Raw genomic sequence first — 17,845 nt, 5'->3', positions numbered from 1 at the left:
AGAAAATTTAATTATTTCTTCTTCAAAAATTCATCAACAAGTTCAGGAGCCATTACGCTTTCTACGAAAGTGTAAGCACCTGTTTTAGGTGATTTCACCATTTTGATAGCTTTAGTAAGCTTTTTAGATTTACCTTGTAGGGTTGCTACTGTTTTCTTTGCCATAACGTTTTAATTATTTAATTTCTTTATGAACAGTTACTTTTTTAAGGATAGGGTTGAACTTTTTAAGCTCTAATCTATCGGGTGTATTTTTTTTGTTTTTGGTAGTGATGTAACGTGAAGTTCCTGGAAGGCCAGATTCTTTATGCTCAGTGCACTCCAAAATAACCTGAATTCTATTTCCTTTTTTAGCCATTTTAGTATTGTTTTAAAATTTAGTTAATATATCCGTTACGTTCTACTTCTTGTAGTACTGCATAGATACCTTTTTTATCGATAGTTTTAATTGCAGCTGCTGAAACCTTGAGGGTAATCCAACGATTCTCTTCAGGGATGAAGAAACGTTTTGTACGGAGGTTTACATTAAATTTACGTTTAGTTTTGTTCATTGCGTGCGACACGTTGTTGCCCACCAATGCTTTTTTGCCTGTTAAGTCACAAACTCTTGCCATTTTTTCTCTATTTATTAATGTGTTATTTATATTCAGGGCGCAAAGGTATAACTATTTTTTGAAATAGCAAAACTTTTTTTGCTCAAAACATACTATTTTTGCTCTTTCTATTTATTTTCCGTTAATAATCAATAGGTTAAATAGTTATTTTTTACAATTCACTGATAATTTTAGCTTTTAAATTCTGGTATTCGCTATCTGAAATTAACTGTTGGTCGTACATTTTTTTCAGCTCAGCCAAGCGTTCTGAAACACTTCTTGTACTGTTGGTTTCGGTAGAGCTTAAAAAGCCTTGGGGGGACACACTGCCATTAATGCCTCCTGATTTTGCTCTAAGCTCTTCTAGACCTCTTATCCGTCGTTTCTCGCGCCATTCCTGCTCCTGTTTTTGTATGTATTTATAGATTTCTTGAGTCTTTTCTATGTCAAAACCTACTAATTTGAAATACAGCATACTCTCATTTTTATCGATAGTAATATCTGTAGAAGTATACTTTGTTATGGTCAAGTCAGCAGCAAAGATACCTCTGTAAAATGATGCCTCATCAATATCCTGCCAACGCAAATCGCTTAGTGAATAGCCTCCGAGCAAGTTGCGTCTCATCCGGATGAAACGCCCTGTAGTAACAGCTATCAAGTCTCTTCTTTTAATAAAAAACTGTGTGCCGCCACCTGTCAAAATAGGAAAAATTGTGAAAAGGCGATGTTGTTCGGCAACTGCAATCAGGCTTTCTCCCTCTACTAAAATTGAGTTTAGGTGGTCTATGGCTTTCTGTATTCTAAAATCTTCCATATTGGTCTTATTTTGGGTGCAAAGGTAGATAAAAACCTGAGATAAACAAGAAAATATATTCAGTTTTTTGCAAAAAACACACCCATTACTAGTTTTTTTATTATCTACCTGTCCGTGCTACGGACTATTTTACTTTTTCAAAAATAACTAATATTGAAAATCAATAATTTACAATTTTATGGTACAAATTTGATTATGATTCACTTACCTGATTTTGTAGAGCCTTCGTACTTGATAATTCCCAATTTGGTCATATTTTTAATATGGTATTTAATTCCATCAAGAGTAATACCAATAAATTGAGCTAACTCCTTTTGAGTGATTTCTGGTTTTGCCTGAATAGCTGCTAATATTTTTTCTTGGGTAGTTTCTTAGGCAGCTATTGGGGGTTTCTTGGGTGTTCCCGCTCCAAATCCTTTCTCAAAATACTTTTGAGAAAAATTCTCCACCATAATAAGTTGGGAGGAGGATATTACCATCAGTACGAATATTAGCAATTTGTAATAAGAGTTTATCATCAACCTACAAGCCTGACAATTCCCCATTGTCCTTGGCACCAATAATGAGATAGCCATTCTTAACAGTTCCTGAAACATCATTTGAGAAAGCACATATTATATTGGTTATATCTTTACACTTTCCATCTTTCTTTAGCGAATGTTTGGTAATTTGAAAGTGTGTTTGTTTATAAAATACTAATACCTTAATTTATTCCAATTGTTTATGTCCAATCTCTCAATGTTAAAATATTCAAAGGCATATTCTAGAAGAATTGTCCGATGCTATTTACCTAATTTAAATTAGCTTCTACAAAAAGTTTCAATAAAGCAAAATCTCTTTTCTTGCATAAAAAACAGGAAGATTCAAGAAAAAAATGTTACATTAAGATATTTGTAAAGTTCTAAGTTTTCATGTTACCAAAAATTGTATGTGATTTAACTGTATTTCTCGAAATGTCTATTATTTTCAAAATAAGTTGAAGTATTTATTTCTTGGATACACACTCTCTCTTAATATCTTAATTGAAATCTATTCAATCATTTAATATTTTGAATGATACGCAAAAAGTTCTGCCTTATTGTTCTTTTTACAAAATCCTTTGATTCTCCCCATGTATCAGATAGATAAGAGTACGTATCTATTAAATTTCCATTAGTATAAGGGAAATCTGTTTCTGTGAGTATCAGCTCCTTAGGAATCTTAGATATTATTTTTCTCCCATTTCCAGATGAAGACATCGCAGAATTAATGGAGAAGAAATAACCATACTCTACAATTCTTTCTATGATATTAATAGGTCCAGAATACCAGTGGAAAATTGCATTTCTAATTCTATTCTTGATAAGCATTTCTAATGTCTCTTTCTCTGCTCGTCGGGAGTGTAAGCTTAAAATCTTATTTTTTGATTTTACACAGTCTAAAACAAACTCAAAACTTTTAATCTGAATTTCCTTTGTTGCAAATCCTTCTCTTGAGAAATCTAATCCAACTTCTCCTATATATGATGTCATATCAAGATATTGTTTGAACTTCGAGTACTCTTTCTCATGTTCTGTTGCTCTCAATGGATGCAATCCTAATGCAAGCCGAATATACCTATACTGTCTTACATGATTTACACCCATTTGAAAATGACTTGGCAAATTTGTCATTCCAATCGTTATAATTTGCCTTTTCTCATTTTCCGAAATATATTTTTCAGGATTTTTTGCCATGTCAAAATGGCAGTGAACATCTATCATTGAATACCTAATTTATTTTTAACCTCAATACTTCCTTTTTCCTTAATCCAGTCTAGAATTTGTTTTCGGGTTCTATAAACCACATTTGCGTATTGCTCCACTTTATCTAATGGTAAAGTTCCATTTATTAAAAGATTCTTTTCAATATCCTCAATTGAGAGAGAATGCTTCATATAATCAAGAAAAGCAGGGATATCAGGTAGTTTCTCCAAAAGATACTTTTGAGGATTAAAAAGATCCGTACCTACAATCTCATTATCCAGTCCTATCTGATGCAAAGAAACTCTTCTGTATATACATGGCATGCAAATTCCACATTGGGGTGCTGTTCTCACATCCCAATATACCTTATGGCCTCTTTTAGCGCAAGAGCAAGAATATTGATATGTAGCAATTAGCATGTCTTTGTCATGGCAATTTTCTAACATTTCACCTTTTGTTTTCATTTCATATTCATTTCTTATAAGATGATTTAGCCCTAATTTGGAAATAAAATCAATAACTTTCGCTATATAATATGGATGCGCCGTTCTTGTACTGCAACTGCTCCGTCTTGAAGGAGTTAAAGGATGATTTAAAGAGATTGTTCCATTCTCTGGGATTAAAACCTCAGTTCCATTACCAATTGAATGGGCAACAAAAATGGCTTGACATAAAAACAAAAAAGAACGACTTCTTAAAGATGGCTCATTCTCTCTTTTATTTCCATTTACATCAGAATTTGACAAATCCACTCGGGTTTGAATAAAATGATAATGAGAATATTTTCTCGACAAGATTTTGTGAATTTTATCTTGGTCGGATTTGGCACCTTTAAATGCAGCATCATAATGAGAAACAAGTACCATCCTATCCTTGGACTTTGCTAATTGGTCTATTACACCAATTAAGGAATCAAGACCTCCAGAAAATAAACTTACTTTTTTAAAAGATTGTCGGTATTTGTCTGTAAATACTTTTGCACGCTGTTTAAACTCATACAATAATGTGACTTCTCTCTTTATAAATGAGACATTCCATTCATCACCTGTTAAAAATGAAAGCAAATGTTCCAATTCTGTTTTCACGTTTTCAAATACTTCGGGCGATTCAACGGGAAACTCAACTTCAATATCTCTTGACCAACCATTTGTTGAAAAATCTTTTCTTGGCAATAAAATATCAATTCCATAAACAAAACAGCCTATTAAAAAAACATCAAATCCGATTCCGTTTTTCTTCCTCGTAAATTCATATAGATTTTGAAAATCAACATTCAATAGAACTTGAATGTCTTCATTCTCTTCATTTTTATATCCAAGTTTTATTTCCGAAAACTTGCCTTTTCGAGCTTTTGGTATAGTAATGTTAACTTTCATAATTCTCAAATGCTTTAAGTGTATCTTCAAAAATATTCTTTACCAGATCATCACCTTCTTTATCAGCCCAACTAATCTTACTAACATCTCGTTTTCGGGCAATATTCTTCACCTTTTCAACAAGAAATTTTTTTAGCTGAATGTAAAAGTTTGATGTTGCTGCTTTTCCTTTTTTTTCAATGAGTTTCTCGTAAAAATCAATAGACAGATGTTCATAAATATAATAAGCATAGTACTTTATCAAAAGTTCCTCGATACCATATTCTTCTATCTTTTCCTCAAAATTCTTCGCTAATTCTTCGAAATCTTTTGCTTCGCTACCTATTTCTTCAAGCAATTGTCTTTCGGCAGCTTTAGCAGCAGTTTCATCTAACGAGGATGCAACGCCAGCACAATACTCCAACAAATAATTTATAGCTTCATTTGGCTTAGTGCTATCAGTTACATCAAAACCAATACCTAATAGAGCAGGCCTAAATCCTTTAGTTTTTACGTCGCTTAAAAAGCCTCCTAATTTTTGTGCTGTTCTTATACCCGCTCGACCTCCGATTTTGGATTTTCCTCTCCCTCCAAAATTTGAGCCTCCTAAAAACTTCGCAAAATTAGAAGTAACATTACTTAAACTATTAATGGAAATAGTTCCTGTTTCGCATGCTCTCGTTACACTACCGCTTAGCTGTGACCAATTGGGATGACCTTTAGCCCCTTCATAAGATTTCGATGTTCCCATTATATTTTTCCTTTTTGTTTAATTTTTACAAATTGGTTGAATTCTGAATGAGTTCCTGTAAACTCCTTTAAAGATTCAATTACCGGAGGGGGTAATTTCCTTCTTACACTTGTAAGAGCTTCAACATAAACAGATTTACAGTCAAATCCCGCTCTTAATGCGATGTTAAATAGGTCGTAATACCTGTTTTTATCAGGTTCTGTAATTATTCGTTGTTTCAACAGACTGAAGAACGCACTTTGATAATTTCCGTTCAAAACCTTTAGTTCTTCATTAAGGATTTTAGTCGTTAATTTTTCTGCCATACCATCTGGTTCTAACTTAGTCATCAATGATTTAACCACTGGCGGAACTAATAGGTTACTTTGCATGGATGACAATTTATCTCTTGAAATCCAATAATAGTCCCGAAGGTCAATTTTAGAAAGCAATGGTTCACTACTCATCCAATTAACAATTTTGGGTTTGTTCCATTCTTTTAAATCGTCTGTGAAAGTTAATTGTACATCGCTTTTCTTACAGCAAATTTCTTCCAGTTTTTCTAATTGAGTAGCAACCCCTTGATTGGATATTTGCCAATTGTATAATATTTCAAAAAGTTTTGGCTCTGCGTATTCCAAAATCATTAGTTTTGCTAATATATCATCTCTGAAATCTTTAATATTAGCAATTGTAGCCAATTTCTTTCTTAGCATGAATGTGTTCAAGAAACGTTTAATCTGACGAGGATTTCCATATAAACTTTCTGAAATTATAGGAGATAGCTTTGCTATTAGAGAAACATTTTGCTCCAGTTTTTCTGTTTTAAGTATATCGCCTACAGCTTCTTTAACTTTAGTAAAATCGAAAACTGAATATCTTTCTTCTTCTCTAAATTTCTTAAACGCTTCCAACACTTTATTAAAATCCTCTGGGGACAAATCATTCTCGCAAAAAAGTAGAGTGATATATGTTTCTACTTCAGAATCTGATAGCTTCGGAAGATTGTAAGGTATTTGAATTAACTTTTCAAGGTAATCATTTACAATTCTATCATTTGCATTTTCAGCATTTGCATCAATAATCTTATCCTTATATCTGTATTCAATTGCATGTCGAACAATCCTTGGATCTGCTCCGATTACAAATGCCGTATTCTTTACATTGAGAAATAATTTTATAGCTTCTAAATTATCAATAATTCGATCTGGAAGACATCTGTCGAGGTCGTCAATAATGATAACAAGTTTCTCAATTTTTGATTTTTCTAATAATTTCTCAAAATCATCTCGAAATTTGCGTACTACATCGAACATAACAGTATTCTCAGGTTCCTTTACGAATTGTTTCAGAAAACTTTCCGTATCATGTTTTTGTATTCTTTCTATTAATTCTTTTGGTTTTTTTGCCGCTTCTTTTAAACTGTTTACTAGTTCAGTAATAATGCTTAAACCTCCCGTCATATAAGCAGCGGCAGCGGGTAATCCAATATTTTTTATTCCAAATCCAATAACTCTCATCCAATTAACAGATTTCGATAGTTTTTTTATATCATCTTTTATTTCTTCACCAAACTTTTTGCTGTCTTCAAATTCTTTCAATATTGTCTCGAGCAAAGCAGCTTTTGCATCATCATATCCTTCAAAAACCCATCCATTGAAGTAGAGGCATACTGTATTAGGTTCTTTTTCTACTTCCTTTTTAATAATTTCTAAAATACTTGATTTTCCGCTTCCCCAATCTCCAAAAAGACCAATAGTAAGAGGTAACATTTTTTCGTCTTTTATGAGTTCTTTTATCAAGTTGGCATGTACATCGAAACCTAAAAAGTCTTTATCTGTAATATTATCTGTCCACATATTAGTTGAATTATATATTTCTTTTTAGTATTAATTAATATTCTTGTATTCTCTTATAACATCTCCACAATTAGTAAGAAGAATTGACAATACTAAAGTTTTTACTGAGTTTTTTGCAAGCGAAGCAAACTTGACTCTTTTTTCTTTGATTCAATTCATAGGTTTATTCAACGCATTCAATGCTCTATTCGATCTTGCAAAAATATGAAATAAAATAACATATAAAGAGGTAATAAAATTTATTTAGAAAAGTACAAATTTTGTGTAAAAAGCCACTATAAACCAAAGATTTATAGTGGCTTTTAATATTCAAATTAATTTTTATTTTACTTCTTCGAAGTCTACATCTTGGACATCGGGACCGTTGTTACCGCCTTGTTGTCCGCCGAATGGATTTGCATCACCAAAAGGATTGGTTGCATTAGGATTTGGTCCTTGTGCTGCACCTCCTTGTTGTGCTTTGTAGATATCTTCAGAGGCTTGTTGCCAAGCAGTGTTGATTTTGCTGAGAGCTGCTTCTACAGCTGGGAGCTCTTTGCTTTCAAAAGCTGTTTTGAGTTCACCAAGTGCTGTTTCAATAGCTCCTCTTTTATCAGCTGGGATTTTATCACCAAACTCTTTTAATTGTTTTTCAGTTTGGAAGATCATCGCATCAGCTTCATTGAGTTTTTCAGCTTTTTCTCTTGCTTGCTTATCGGCTTCAGCATTGGCTTCAGCTTCGCGTTTCATCTTTTCAATTTCTTCTTTAGAAAGACCTGAAGAGGCTTCTATACGGATATTGTGAGATTTACCTGTACCTTTATCGGTTGCTGATACGTTGATGATACCATTGGCATCGATATCAAAAGTTACCTCAATTTGTGGTACTCCACGTGGTGCAGGTGGAATATTATCTAAGTGGAAACGACCGATAGTATTATTATCGTGTGCCATTGGGCGTTCTCCTTGCAATACGTGAATTTCTACGCTTGGCTGATTGTCGGTAGCGGTAGAGAACACTTGTGATTTCTTGGTAGGAATAGTGGTGTTTGCATCGATGAGTTTGGTCATCACACCCCCCATAGTTTCGATACCTAAAGAAAGTGGGGTAACGTCCAAGAGCAATACATCTTTCACATCACCGGTGAGTACACCTCCTTGAATAGCTGCTCCAATGGCTACTACCTCATCAGGGTTCACACTCTTATTAGGTTTTTTACCAAAGAATTTTTCAACGGCTTCTTGTACAGCAGGAATACGAGTAGAACCACCTACTAAGATTACTTCGTTGATATCACTTACACTGAGACCAGCATTTTCTAACGCTTTTTTACAAGGCTCAATAGTACGTTTTACAAGGTCATCGATGAGTTGTTCGAATTTAGCACGAGATAGTTTACGTACCAAGTGTTTAGGTCCTGAGGCTGTAGCGGTGATATAAGGTAAGTTGATTTCAGTTTCAGTAGTTGATGAAAGTTCAATCTTAGCTTTTTCAGCAGCTTCTTTAAGACGTTGCAATGCCATAGGGTCTTTACGAAGGTCGATTTGTTCTTCTTTTTGAAACTCTTCAGCCAACCAATTGATGATTTTTTCATCAACATCATCACCTCCAAGGTGAGTATCACCATCAGTAGCTAATACTTCGAATACACCATCGCCGAGTTCCAAGATAGACACGTCGTGTGTACCACCACCAAAGTCGAATACAACAATTTTGTGGTCGCTATGGTCTTTATCCAAACCATAAGCCAAAGCAGCAGCTGTAGGTTCATTGATGATACGTTCTACTTTCAAACCTGCGATTTCACCAGCTTCTTTAGTAGCTTGACGTTGAGCGTCGTTGAAGTAAGCTGGTACAGTGATTACTGCGCTTGTTACTGTTTGTCCTAAGAAATCTTCGGCAGTTTTCTTCATTTTTTGAAGAATCATAGCTGAGATTTCTTGTGGTGTATATAAACGTCCGTCTATATCCACACGAGGGGTATCGTTGTCGCCGCGTACTACTTTATAAGGTACACGAGCGATTTCTTTTTCTAATTCTGAAAATTTGTTACCCATAAAACGTTTGATAGAATATATCGTGTTTTTAGGGTTGGTAACTGCCTGACGTTTAGCAGCGTCACCTACTTTTATTTCACCACCTTCGGTAAAAGCTACCACTGAAGGAGTTGTGCGTTTACCTTCGGCATTGGTAATTACCACTGGGTCATTACCTTCCATTACAGAAACACAAGAGTTTGTGGTTCCTAAGTCAATACCTATAATCTTACTCATATTAATTAATTATCGTTTTTTAAGTTCAACATTATTTTTTGTAAGCCTTACGCTTACGTAATCAGTAATAGTCAATGATTGTGCCAAAGGACTAAAAACTGACAAATTGTCAGAGTTAAAGGTTGGAGATAGGTTTTAGGAGTTAGCCATTGTTACTAATGACTGACAACTAACTCCTAAATTCCCTAATTCCTTGTTAATTATTCTCTGATTTTTGATTTCTAAATACCAATTGGTTATCAAAAGCATCTAATAAGATGACTGCATCACGTTGTACCGTACCGCTCAATATTTCTTTAGAGAGTTTATTGAGCACTTCTTTCTGAATGATACGTTTCACTGGACGAGCACCAAACTGAGGGTCGAATCCTTTTTGTGCTAAGTAATCAATAGCCTCATCGGTAGCATCGAGCAAGATGCCTTCTTTGGCAACCATACGGAACACTGATTGCAATTGCAAACGCACAATACTACGGATATCTTTGGCGTTGAGCGGTGTGAACATTATAATGTCGTCTATACGGTTCAAAAACTCAGGACGTACAGTTTGTTTGAGGAGTTGTAACACCTCGTCACGTGACTCGTCGATAGCGCGCTCGGTATCCTTAGGATACTTCTCAAAAGTTTCCTGAATGATATGGCTACCCATATTGGAGGTCATAATGATAATCGTATTCTTAAAGTCGGCGGTACGACCTTTGTTGTCAGTAAGACGACCTTCGTCAAGCACTTGCAACAAGATGTTGAAAGTATCGGGGTGAGCTTTTTCAATTTCATCCAAAAGGATTACAGAATACGGACGACGACGCACAGCTTCAGTAAGCTGACCACCTTCGTCATAACCCACATATCCTGGAGGTGCACCTACCAATCGGCTAACAGCGTGTTTCTCTTGGTATTCACTCATATCTATACGCGTCATTGCATTTTCATCGTCGAATAGATACTCGGCTAAGGCTTTGGCAAGTTCGGTTTTACCTACCCCCGTAGTTCCTAAGAAAAGGAAAGAACCTATAGGACGACGTGGGTCTTGCAAACCAGCACGACTACGGCGTATGGCATCGGAAACTGCCTCGATGGCTTCTTCTTGACCTACTACACGGCGGTGCAATTCTTTCTCTAAGTTCAAGAGTTTTTCGCGTTCGCCTTGTAACATTTTAGCTACAGGTATCCCTGTCCATTTTGCTACTACTTCAGCAATATCTTCAGCTGTTACTTCTTCTTTTACAAGAGCATTTTCGTGAGATTTGCTATCTAAATTCTTTTGTAATTCCGCTAATTTGTCTTCCGCTTCTTTGATTTTGCCATAACGCAATTCGGCTACTTTACCGTAGTCGCCTTCGCGTTCGGCTCTATCGGCTTCCAAACGGTATTTCTCAATAGCTTCCTTAGTGGTTTGCACTTCATCAATTACGCTTTTTTCACTCTGCCATTTAGCATTGATGGCGTTACGTTCTTCTTTAAGATTTGCCAAATCTACATATAGCATTTTGAGCTTATCTTCGTCTTTTTCACGTTTGATAGCCTCAATTTCTATTTCGAGTTGCATTATCTTGCGGTCGAGTACGTCTAACTCTTCGGGTTTAGAATTGATTTCCATACGGAGCTTAGCAGCTGCCTCGTCCATTAGGTCTATTGCCTTATCGGGTAAGAAACGATTAGTGATATAGCGTTCAGAAAGTTCTACTGCCGCGATAATCGCTTCGTCTTTGATACGCACTTTGTGGTGAGTTTCGTACTTTTCTTTGATACCACGCAATATTGAGATAGCACTTTCGGTATCAGGTTCGTCTACCATTACCTTTTGAAAACGACGTTCGAGAGCTTTGTCTTTCTCAAAGTACTTTTGGTACTCATCGAGAGTAGTGGCACCAATGGCACGGAGTTCACCACGAGCTAAGGCAGGTTTTAGGATATTGGCAGCGTCCATCGCACCTTCTCCCCCACCCGCTCCTACAAGGGTGTGGATTTCGTCTATAAACAGAATAATATTACCATCGGAAGAGGTTACCTCTTTCACTACCGATTTGAGTCGTTCTTCAAACTCACCTTTGTACTTTGCACCTGCGATAAGAGCCCCCATATCGAGTGAGTAAATCACCTTGTCTTTTAGGTTTTCAGGTACGTCACCTTTCACAATACGGTGCGCTAAGCCTTCGGCTATAGCCGTTTTACCTACCCCAGGTTCACCCACCAACATAGGGTTGTTCTTGGTACGACGTGAAAGAATTTGCAATACACGACGTATTTCCTCATCACGACCAATCACAGGGTCGAGTTTCCCACTATCAGCTAACTGATTGAGGTTTTTGGCGTATTTGTTGAGCGAATTGTAAGTATCTTCAGCCGAAGCCGAAGTTACGCGTTCGCCTTTGCGCAATTCTTGAATAGCTTTCTCCAACTCTTTTTCACTCACGCCTTGGTTTTTGAGAGCTTGAGCGATTTTACTGTTTGATTTGAAGATAGCCAATATAAGGTGTTCTAAGGATACATACTCGTCGTTCCATTTTTTAGCGATATTGACAGCTTCGTTCAGCATAGAGTTTGCTTCGCGTGAGAGCCCCATATCGCCACCGCTTACTTTGGCAAAGCCTTGTAGAGCAGTTTCTAATTGTTTATTTAATTGCTCGCGGTTGATATTCAATTTTTTGAATAGGAAAGGCAATACGTTCTCATCTACTTGTTCAATAGCTTTGAAGAAATGTTCGTTTTGCAATTCCTGGTGCCCGTACTGCTGGGCAATTTGCTGAGCGGTTTGTACCGCTTCTTGCGCTTTGATAGTAAAGTTATTAAAATTCATATATCTTTGAATTAACAATTTGGGTTAAACATTTTCAGCAAGAGAAAGACAAGAGTTATGCCAAATAGATTTAACTGACAAAATGACAGTTTTTAAAACTTTTTGACAGGGTTATTTCTTGATTTTTTAAAGGTATTTCAAATTAAAGAAATCATTATCAGTTTTTTAAATCTAATTTTAATCACTGACAATATGTCAGTGATTAAAATTATAGAAAAGTATTACTTCAGTCCGCTATTGCTTTCCATCGTTGTATTACCCTTGTGTAGCAGCCTATAAAGACCAAAGTTAAACAGAAGGATACACAAAAATTTTTGTTAGAAAGCTCATCACGAGACCTATCTAATAACATATTCTCCATAATACTGTCTACTATATAGTACATTACCATAAGCGAAAAAAGAAGCACTGTATTTACCACAATGCCTATAAACTTCTTTGGTATGTGAATTTCCTTACTCACAGAAACATATACAAGTGCAGCATAAACCAATAAAAACAACAATTTATTGCCTATAAAAGATAATATAATTAAAAGAATCCCTATAAAAACAATAGTAAGTAGCAGAATTTGCACATTGGTAATACGCACACAGTACACGAGTGTCGCTATAACAAAAGCAATACTCAAAAGGAAATTTAATAGGTATATCACATCAGAAGTATTGCTAAAAGGATACTTCCCTAAGCCTTTAACAATTGCATAAGGCAGTACAAAGGACACTGAGGCAAAGACGATAAGAAAATAAAGTATCCATTGCAAGAAGAGTTTTTCTTCAGGGAAAGGATAGAAATGCTTGAAAGCGTTGTTTCTACTGAGATACAGCAACCAAACTACTAACAACAATATAGAGATAACAAGATGTAACAATAATGGAAACCCTATAAAATCTGCCATTATAGCATTAAAAGCATAGTAATTGAAGTCTTCATTTTTTGCTGCCCAACCTAATAAGATAAAGAAGATATGTCCACAGCTCGCAAGAGCTAACATTGGGAGCAAGCGAGTATTCCACACAAGCGGGTAACGTTCTAAAAGATATTTATCCATAAGTAGATTTGTCAATTTGGCAATTTGTCAATTTGCTGATTTTACGCGACAAAGATATAAAATAATTTGTCAATCCAGAATTATTTTGTAGTTTTGTACTCACAATATCATTTCTATGAGTACCATATACAAACTATTTATTACTATCTCGCTATATTTTAGCTTTTTACCTGCTTTTTCTCAAGAGGAAAGCATTCGTCACGACGATCTTATAGGCTCGTGGACGATTGAATCTCAAAGCTTAGACAACTTAGAGATTACCCTCGACGATTGTGAAAAGCAGAGTACTTTTATATTTACTAAAAACGAAATTATTGAGAATTACTACAAAAAATATAATGGTAATTGTGTAATTCTCAACAGTAATAAAGATTTCTATACCGTAGAGGGCAATCACATTATTCGCAAGGAAGAAAGTGATTTAAACAACACTTTCGTAATAAAAGGTGAAATTCTCACTCTTTCGTTTGCGGGAAAAGATGAAGACAACGAGGAACACATTGCTGTGATTGTGTGTAAAAGGGCTAAACCTATCGAATATATTAAATGATGAAAAAAAAACTCTTCTTACTTTGCTTGCTACCTTTTTCAGCAGTAGCTCAGAAACTTTGGACGCTCAACGATTGCATAGCGTATGCCAAAGAACACAACCTTTCTATTAAACAATCGGAAATAGACTTGAAATCCACTGATATAGAAGTATGGCAAACAAAAGCTAACTTTCTGCCTTCTATCAACAGTGAAGCTGCTTATAATTGGAATACAGGAAAGAATATCAATCCTGTGAGCAACCAGTTTGAAAACACTACTTTTGAATCGGCTTCAGGTGGTATCAGTATGTCAATGCCTTTGTTCTCCGGCTTGCAGAATTGGCGTAAATTGCAACAAGCAAAATGTAAACAATTGGCGACTCAATACCAATTGGATATGAAGAAAGATGAGATTATCTTAATGATTATCAATGCTTACACTGAAGTATTGAGCAACAAAGAAAAGATCAAGATTCAAAAAGCACAATTAGAAATATCAAAAGAAAGCGTTGCACGTACGCGTGAGCTCATCAATGCGGGGTCGTTGCCCAAAGGTGATATTTATGAAAGTGAAGCTCAACTATTTTCGCTTGAGCAGAAAATTATAGAAACAGAAAGCGCTCTTTTCATCGGAAAAATGGGATTAGCTCAATTGCTTTTACTGAAGAATTACAAAGATTTTGAGGTAGCCGATAACACATTTGAAGTTCCCGTAGCCGATATACTAAACAAAACTCCTGAAGAGATTTACCAAAGTGCTAAAGAGATAATGGGTGAAGTGAAATTAGCAACTGCCAATGTACAATTAGCTGAAAGTAGTTTGCGCTTAAGTCAGTCGGCTTTTTGGCCTCGTCTTTCTGCGCAATGGGGGTATAGTTCGCGATGGAGTAAGAACCAAGTAATGGATTTCTGGAAACAGTTAGACACTAACAAAGGTATGTACGCTGGTTTATCGCTCAGTATTCCTATTTTCAATCATTTTTCCGTACTCAGTAATGTTAAAACTCAAAAGTTAGCCTTACAGAAAATGCAATTAGCAAAGGAACAAACTGAATTGAGTACTGAAAAAAATATTTATCAAGCCTACAACGATGCTGCTAATGCCAAAAAACTGTACGAAGCAAGTGAAAAAACAGCTCAAGCTAAAGAACAATCTTTTAGTTATGCACAAGAACGACACAATGTAGGCTTAATGAATACCTTTGACTTCAATCAATCTAAATACGAATATGAAAATGCTCAAAATGATGTGATAAAAGCTAAATATCAGTACATTTTTAAACTAAAAGTACTCGAATATTACTTTAGTCACTAATTAGGCATCAGTCTAACGTAACGTATATAGCCTTTGCCCTCAACTTTAGTGTTAAGGTTTTCTTTTTTGAGTTCTATTTCAGCGTCTTTAGCATAGTAATAGTCATCTTCTACTGCTGTTTCAAAGCGTATCTTATACCCTTTATCAAACTTGCTCTCATCAAGGGTGAGCACTTTTACGGCGCGCTCTCCCCCACTGATGGTCGCTCCTGTAATCCCATCAATTGTTTGGCGTTTGCCATAGAACTTCCACCATTCAGTAAGATCGTCATACCATTCGGGGTCGTCGCCCAATACTTGCAATGTTTGCTCATATTTTCCTTGCGGATTGATGAGTGAAGCTACTATATAAGCCCCCTCCCCTTTGTAGTTAGTAAGCTGGATAAGGCATTTGTATTTCTTAGTAGTAGCTTGTTGAGCGACAAATGAAACTGTAAGCAGGGCAACTACCACAGCTACAGTAAGTAAGAGTTTCTTTTTCATCTTCTTTCTTTTATTTTAAAAATTCTATATTCATTCCTTTTAAGGCTTCATTTTCTTGAGCCAATTCGTAAACTGTTTCACCCAAATCAGTAGTGAGATTTTTATCAGCCCCTTTGTTGAGCAAGAAGCGTACTACATCTAAGTTTTTAGCGGTCATCACAGCCATTTGTAGAGGGGTAAGACCGTTGCTATTTTTTTGATTGATATTGATAGGATAGAGTGAAAGTTTTTCTAAAATTTTTATATCACCGCGTTTTACAGCGTAGTGATAAAGTGTATTTTCTTCCTTGTCTACTACTTGAACATCTGCATTTTTTAAGAGTAAAAAATCTATTACTTCAAGAGTATTGTTCTCTACTGCCAAGGTCAAAGCCGATAATCCTTGTTTATTTTGTGTGTTGATATCTTTGGTCTTGGTGAGTAAAGCTGTTATTACAGATATATTATTGCTGATTGCTGATTTCATCAATGGGTTATTTCCTTCTTTATCAATCTGATTGGTATCATTTCCTTTTTCTAAGAAATAGTTAATCACTTTTTCATCTTTGTTCTTTTCAGCTAACACAAAAAGAGGAGAAAGTCCATCTTTATTCTTTTGATTAAGTGAAAGCCCCAATTGTTCTAAATACTGAAAAGTATCAAGCTTGTTATAATTTTTTCTAAAACCACGAGCGGCACCAAAAATAGCACTCTCACCCTTGTTATTCAGTTTTTTAACATTAATTTTATTCTTCATCAAAGCCTCAATTATAGCGCGATTACCTGTTGTTGCTGCATAGTAAATAGCATTGTTACCTTTGTTATCGATAGCTGTAAGTTTAAGTCCTTTTTTTAGAAAATAATCAGCTTCTTTAAGGTCTTTGAGGTGAGGGAGTAACAGCAAAAGGGCATTTGCACCATCGGCATTAGTATCTTTTAAGTTAGCGCCGTGTTTCAGTAACAATTCATAAATTGCGTTATTGCTTCTTCCCCCTACAGCGGCGAATAACAAGGGGGTAAGTTGATGTGATTCAGTAATATTCACCTTAGCTCCTTTCTTGAGAAGGTATTCCATCACGGGCACATTGTCCTGATAGGCAGCCCAAAAGAGGTAAGTGCGTTTGTCGTGAGTCAGTTTATCTACTCCATTTCCTTCTAAATCAATAAGATAAGTAATAGTTTCATAGGGAGCTCCGTTTAAGATAGCTAAAGTTGTTGCATCGAAAGCACGGCTATTCAAAGCTGTAGCACTATTACCTTGATTGATAGCCTGTTCTACTTGAGCCACAGAGGGCTTTTGTTTCCAATACTCATTAGTGAGGAAAACATTTTCTTGTGCGTGAACTTTCCCTATTAGAAGTGTTGTAATAACAAACAAAAGTTTTTTCATAAAAGGTGCTTATTTAGAATGATTCGGGGCAAAGATACTAAATAATTATAAACCACAAATTATTTGTGGTAAAGTTGTTATAAAATAATTTTCTATAACAATTGATTATCAATTATTTATAAAGAAAGTGTTATGTGTCAAACAAAAAAGTTTGATAAGTATTTGTTTTTATAATAGTTTTTCCTTAATTTTGTGGCGTTGAATATAATTTATAATGTTATGTCAGAAGAAATCATAAACAGACCTACTCCTATCAACAGAGAAGTTGTGTGGGATAAAACAAAAACCATTATCAGTACTACTGATAAGTATGGTACTATTACTGACGTAAACCAAACGTTTATAGACGTTTGTGGCTATTCAGCAAGTGAGTTGCTCGGCAAACCTCACAATATTATCCGCCACCCCGATATGCCTAAAATCATATTCAAAATTACGTGGGATAATATTTTAGTGGGTAGAAACTTTCACGCTATTATCAAAAACTTAGCTAAATCGGGGGAATATTATTGGGTTATCACCGATTTTGAGGTAGGAAGAAATATTATGGGTGAAGTGGTAACCATTATGGCACGCCGTCGTGCTTTACCTCAATATGTAATTACCGACCATATTGAACCTTTGTACCAAACACTCCTAAAACTCGAAAAGATTGGTGGAATGGAGCTCAGCAACCGCTATTTTAAAAGTTTCTTAGAAAAACAAGGTAAATCGTATGTTGAGTATATAATGGACATCTTAGATGAAAATAAACGCACAGCTGCGGCTACTCATCAGGATATCGTATTTGAGCCTGTATCCAATACTCATCACACTGAAGGTACTAACTTTGGCGACTATGAAATTTCAGATGAAATCTTCAGTGAAGAGCACCCTGAAGAAGAAAGTATGATGCAACGCAAAAGTTTCTTTGCGAGATTATTCTCTACAAATTAATTGTAATACTTATAGTATAAAAAAAGAGTGTATCT

At 35.4% G+C, this 17,845-nt stretch carries 18 protein-coding genes and 1 pseudogene; 3 read left to right on the top strand and 16 right to left on the bottom strand.

Translation table 11 applies throughout. The features are described 5' to 3' along the window. Nucleotides 1–11: 11 nt before the first annotated feature. The 14 genes and pseudogenes from I7X29_RS00555 to I7X29_RS00495 all read right to left on the bottom strand — a co-directional run bounded on the left by I7X29_RS00555 (nucleotide 12) and on the right by I7X29_RS00495 (nucleotide 13,178). Nucleotides 12–164 carry a DUF4295 domain-containing protein gene (locus tag I7X29_RS00555; protein ID WP_002680984.1) on the bottom strand — a complete coding sequence of 51 codons (153 nt, stop codon included), beginning with the start codon at nucleotides 162–164 and terminating at the stop codon, nucleotides 12–14. A 10-nt stretch (nucleotides 165–174) separates the two neighbouring features. Further along, nucleotides 175–357, bottom strand: coding sequence for a 50S ribosomal protein L33 (gene rpmG / locus I7X29_RS00550; RefSeq protein ID WP_002672545.1), 183 nt, complete (start codon nucleotides 355–357; stop codon nucleotides 175–177). 19 nt (nucleotides 358–376) lie between these two features. Next, nucleotides 377–613 (bottom strand): 50S ribosomal protein L28, encoded by a 237-nt coding sequence (rpmB, locus tag I7X29_RS00545; protein ID WP_002680811.1) that lies wholly within the window; start codon nucleotides 611–613, stop codon nucleotides 377–379. A 151-nt stretch (nucleotides 614–764) separates the two neighbouring features. Beyond that, the gene (locus tag I7X29_RS00540) at nucleotides 765–1,406 is read right to left on the bottom strand and encodes an SHOCT domain-containing protein (protein WP_198472436.1); all 642 of its coding nucleotides are present in this window, start codon (nucleotides 1,404–1,406) and stop codon (nucleotides 765–767) included. A 200-nt stretch (nucleotides 1,407–1,606) separates the two neighbouring features. Next, a pseudogene (locus I7X29_RS00535) lies at nucleotides 1,607–1,762 on the bottom strand (winged helix-turn-helix domain-containing protein); the annotation flags it as partial. Between the two features lie 15 nt (nucleotides 1,763–1,777). Further along, a complete protein-coding gene (locus I7X29_RS00530; RefSeq protein ID WP_198472435.1) occupies nucleotides 1,778–1,981 on the bottom strand; it encodes a hypothetical protein in 204 nt (67 codons plus the stop codon). After that, nucleotides 1,929–2,075 (bottom strand): RNA-binding domain-containing protein, encoded by a 147-nt coding sequence (locus tag I7X29_RS15695; RefSeq protein WP_353936339.1) that lies wholly within the window; start codon nucleotides 2,073–2,075, stop codon nucleotides 1,929–1,931. Before I7X29_RS15695 ends, I7X29_RS00530 begins: the two co-directional genes overlap by 53 nt. A 368-nt stretch (nucleotides 2,076–2,443) precedes the next feature. After that, a complete protein-coding gene (locus tag I7X29_RS00525; protein WP_198472434.1) occupies nucleotides 2,444–3,148 on the bottom strand; it encodes a TatD family hydrolase in 705 nt (234 codons plus the stop codon). Then, nucleotides 3,145–4,506 carry a Qat anti-phage system QueC-like protein QatC gene (qatC, locus tag I7X29_RS00520; protein WP_198472433.1) on the bottom strand — a complete coding sequence of 454 codons (1,362 nt, stop codon included), beginning with the start codon at nucleotides 4,504–4,506 and terminating at the stop codon, nucleotides 3,145–3,147. The genes I7X29_RS00525 and qatC overlap by 4 nt, the downstream gene beginning before the upstream one ends. Then, a complete protein-coding gene (locus tag I7X29_RS00515) occupies nucleotides 4,496–5,236 on the bottom strand; it encodes an NUDIX hydrolase (protein WP_198472432.1) in 741 nt (246 codons plus the stop codon). The genes qatC and I7X29_RS00515 overlap by 11 nt, the downstream gene beginning before the upstream one ends. Further along, entirely contained in the window at nucleotides 5,236–7,074 is a 1,839-nt protein-coding gene (locus I7X29_RS00510; RefSeq protein WP_198472431.1) for a KAP family P-loop NTPase fold protein, read from the bottom strand. The genes I7X29_RS00515 and I7X29_RS00510 overlap by 1 nt, the downstream gene beginning before the upstream one ends. A gap of 321 nt (nucleotides 7,075–7,395) precedes the next feature. Further along, nucleotides 7,396–9,327 carry a molecular chaperone DnaK gene (gene dnaK, locus I7X29_RS00505; protein WP_088594558.1) on the bottom strand — a complete coding sequence of 644 codons (1,932 nt, stop codon included), beginning with the start codon at nucleotides 9,325–9,327 and terminating at the stop codon, nucleotides 7,396–7,398. A gap of 196 nt (nucleotides 9,328–9,523) precedes the next feature. Continuing rightward, complete coding sequence (gene clpB, locus I7X29_RS00500; protein ID WP_198472430.1) at nucleotides 9,524–12,127, bottom strand: ATP-dependent chaperone ClpB; 2,604 nt, start codon at nucleotides 12,125–12,127, stop codon at nucleotides 9,524–9,526. Nucleotides 12,128–12,353: 226 nt separating this feature from the next. After that, on the bottom strand, nucleotides 12,354–13,178 hold the full coding sequence (locus tag I7X29_RS00495; protein WP_198466524.1) for a hypothetical protein: 825 nt from the start codon (nucleotides 13,176–13,178) through the stop codon (nucleotides 12,354–12,356). Nucleotides 13,179–13,293: 115 nt separating this feature from the next. Here I7X29_RS00495 and I7X29_RS00490 point away from each other — a divergent pair, with 115 nt between their 5' ends. Both I7X29_RS00490 and I7X29_RS00485 read left to right on the top strand, forming a co-directional pair. Beyond that, nucleotides 13,294–13,728, top strand: coding sequence for a lipocalin-like domain-containing protein (locus I7X29_RS00490; RefSeq protein ID WP_198472429.1), 435 nt, complete (start codon nucleotides 13,294–13,296; stop codon nucleotides 13,726–13,728). Beyond that, nucleotides 13,725–15,023 (top strand): TolC family protein, encoded by a 1,299-nt coding sequence (locus tag I7X29_RS00485; RefSeq protein WP_198472428.1) that lies wholly within the window; start codon nucleotides 13,725–13,727, stop codon nucleotides 15,021–15,023. Before I7X29_RS00490 ends, I7X29_RS00485 begins: the two co-directional genes overlap by 4 nt. Here I7X29_RS00485 and I7X29_RS00480 read toward each other — a convergent pair. Beyond that, on the bottom strand, nucleotides 15,020–15,505 hold the full coding sequence (locus tag I7X29_RS00480) for a DUF2271 domain-containing protein (RefSeq protein WP_198472427.1): 486 nt from the start codon (nucleotides 15,503–15,505) through the stop codon (nucleotides 15,020–15,022). The genes I7X29_RS00485 and I7X29_RS00480 overlap by 4 nt on opposite strands. A 10-nt stretch (nucleotides 15,506–15,515) precedes the next feature. Continuing rightward, a complete protein-coding gene (locus tag I7X29_RS00475) occupies nucleotides 15,516–16,874 on the bottom strand; it encodes an ankyrin repeat domain-containing protein (protein WP_198472426.1) in 1,359 nt (452 codons plus the stop codon). Nucleotides 16,875–17,093: 219 nt separating this feature from the next. Here I7X29_RS00475 and I7X29_RS00470 point away from each other — a divergent pair, with 219 nt between their 5' ends. After that, nucleotides 17,094–17,810 (top strand): PAS domain-containing protein, encoded by a 717-nt coding sequence (locus I7X29_RS00470; protein ID WP_034555837.1) that lies wholly within the window; start codon nucleotides 17,094–17,096, stop codon nucleotides 17,808–17,810. Nucleotides 17,811–17,845 lie beyond the last annotated feature (35 nt).

This window comes from Capnocytophaga periodontitidis (assembly GCF_016126015.1).
GTDB classification, from domain to species: domain Bacteria; phylum Bacteroidota; class Bacteroidia; order Flavobacteriales; family Flavobacteriaceae; genus Capnocytophaga; species Capnocytophaga periodontitidis.
This window is presented reverse-complemented; position numbering and strand designations above follow the sequence as displayed.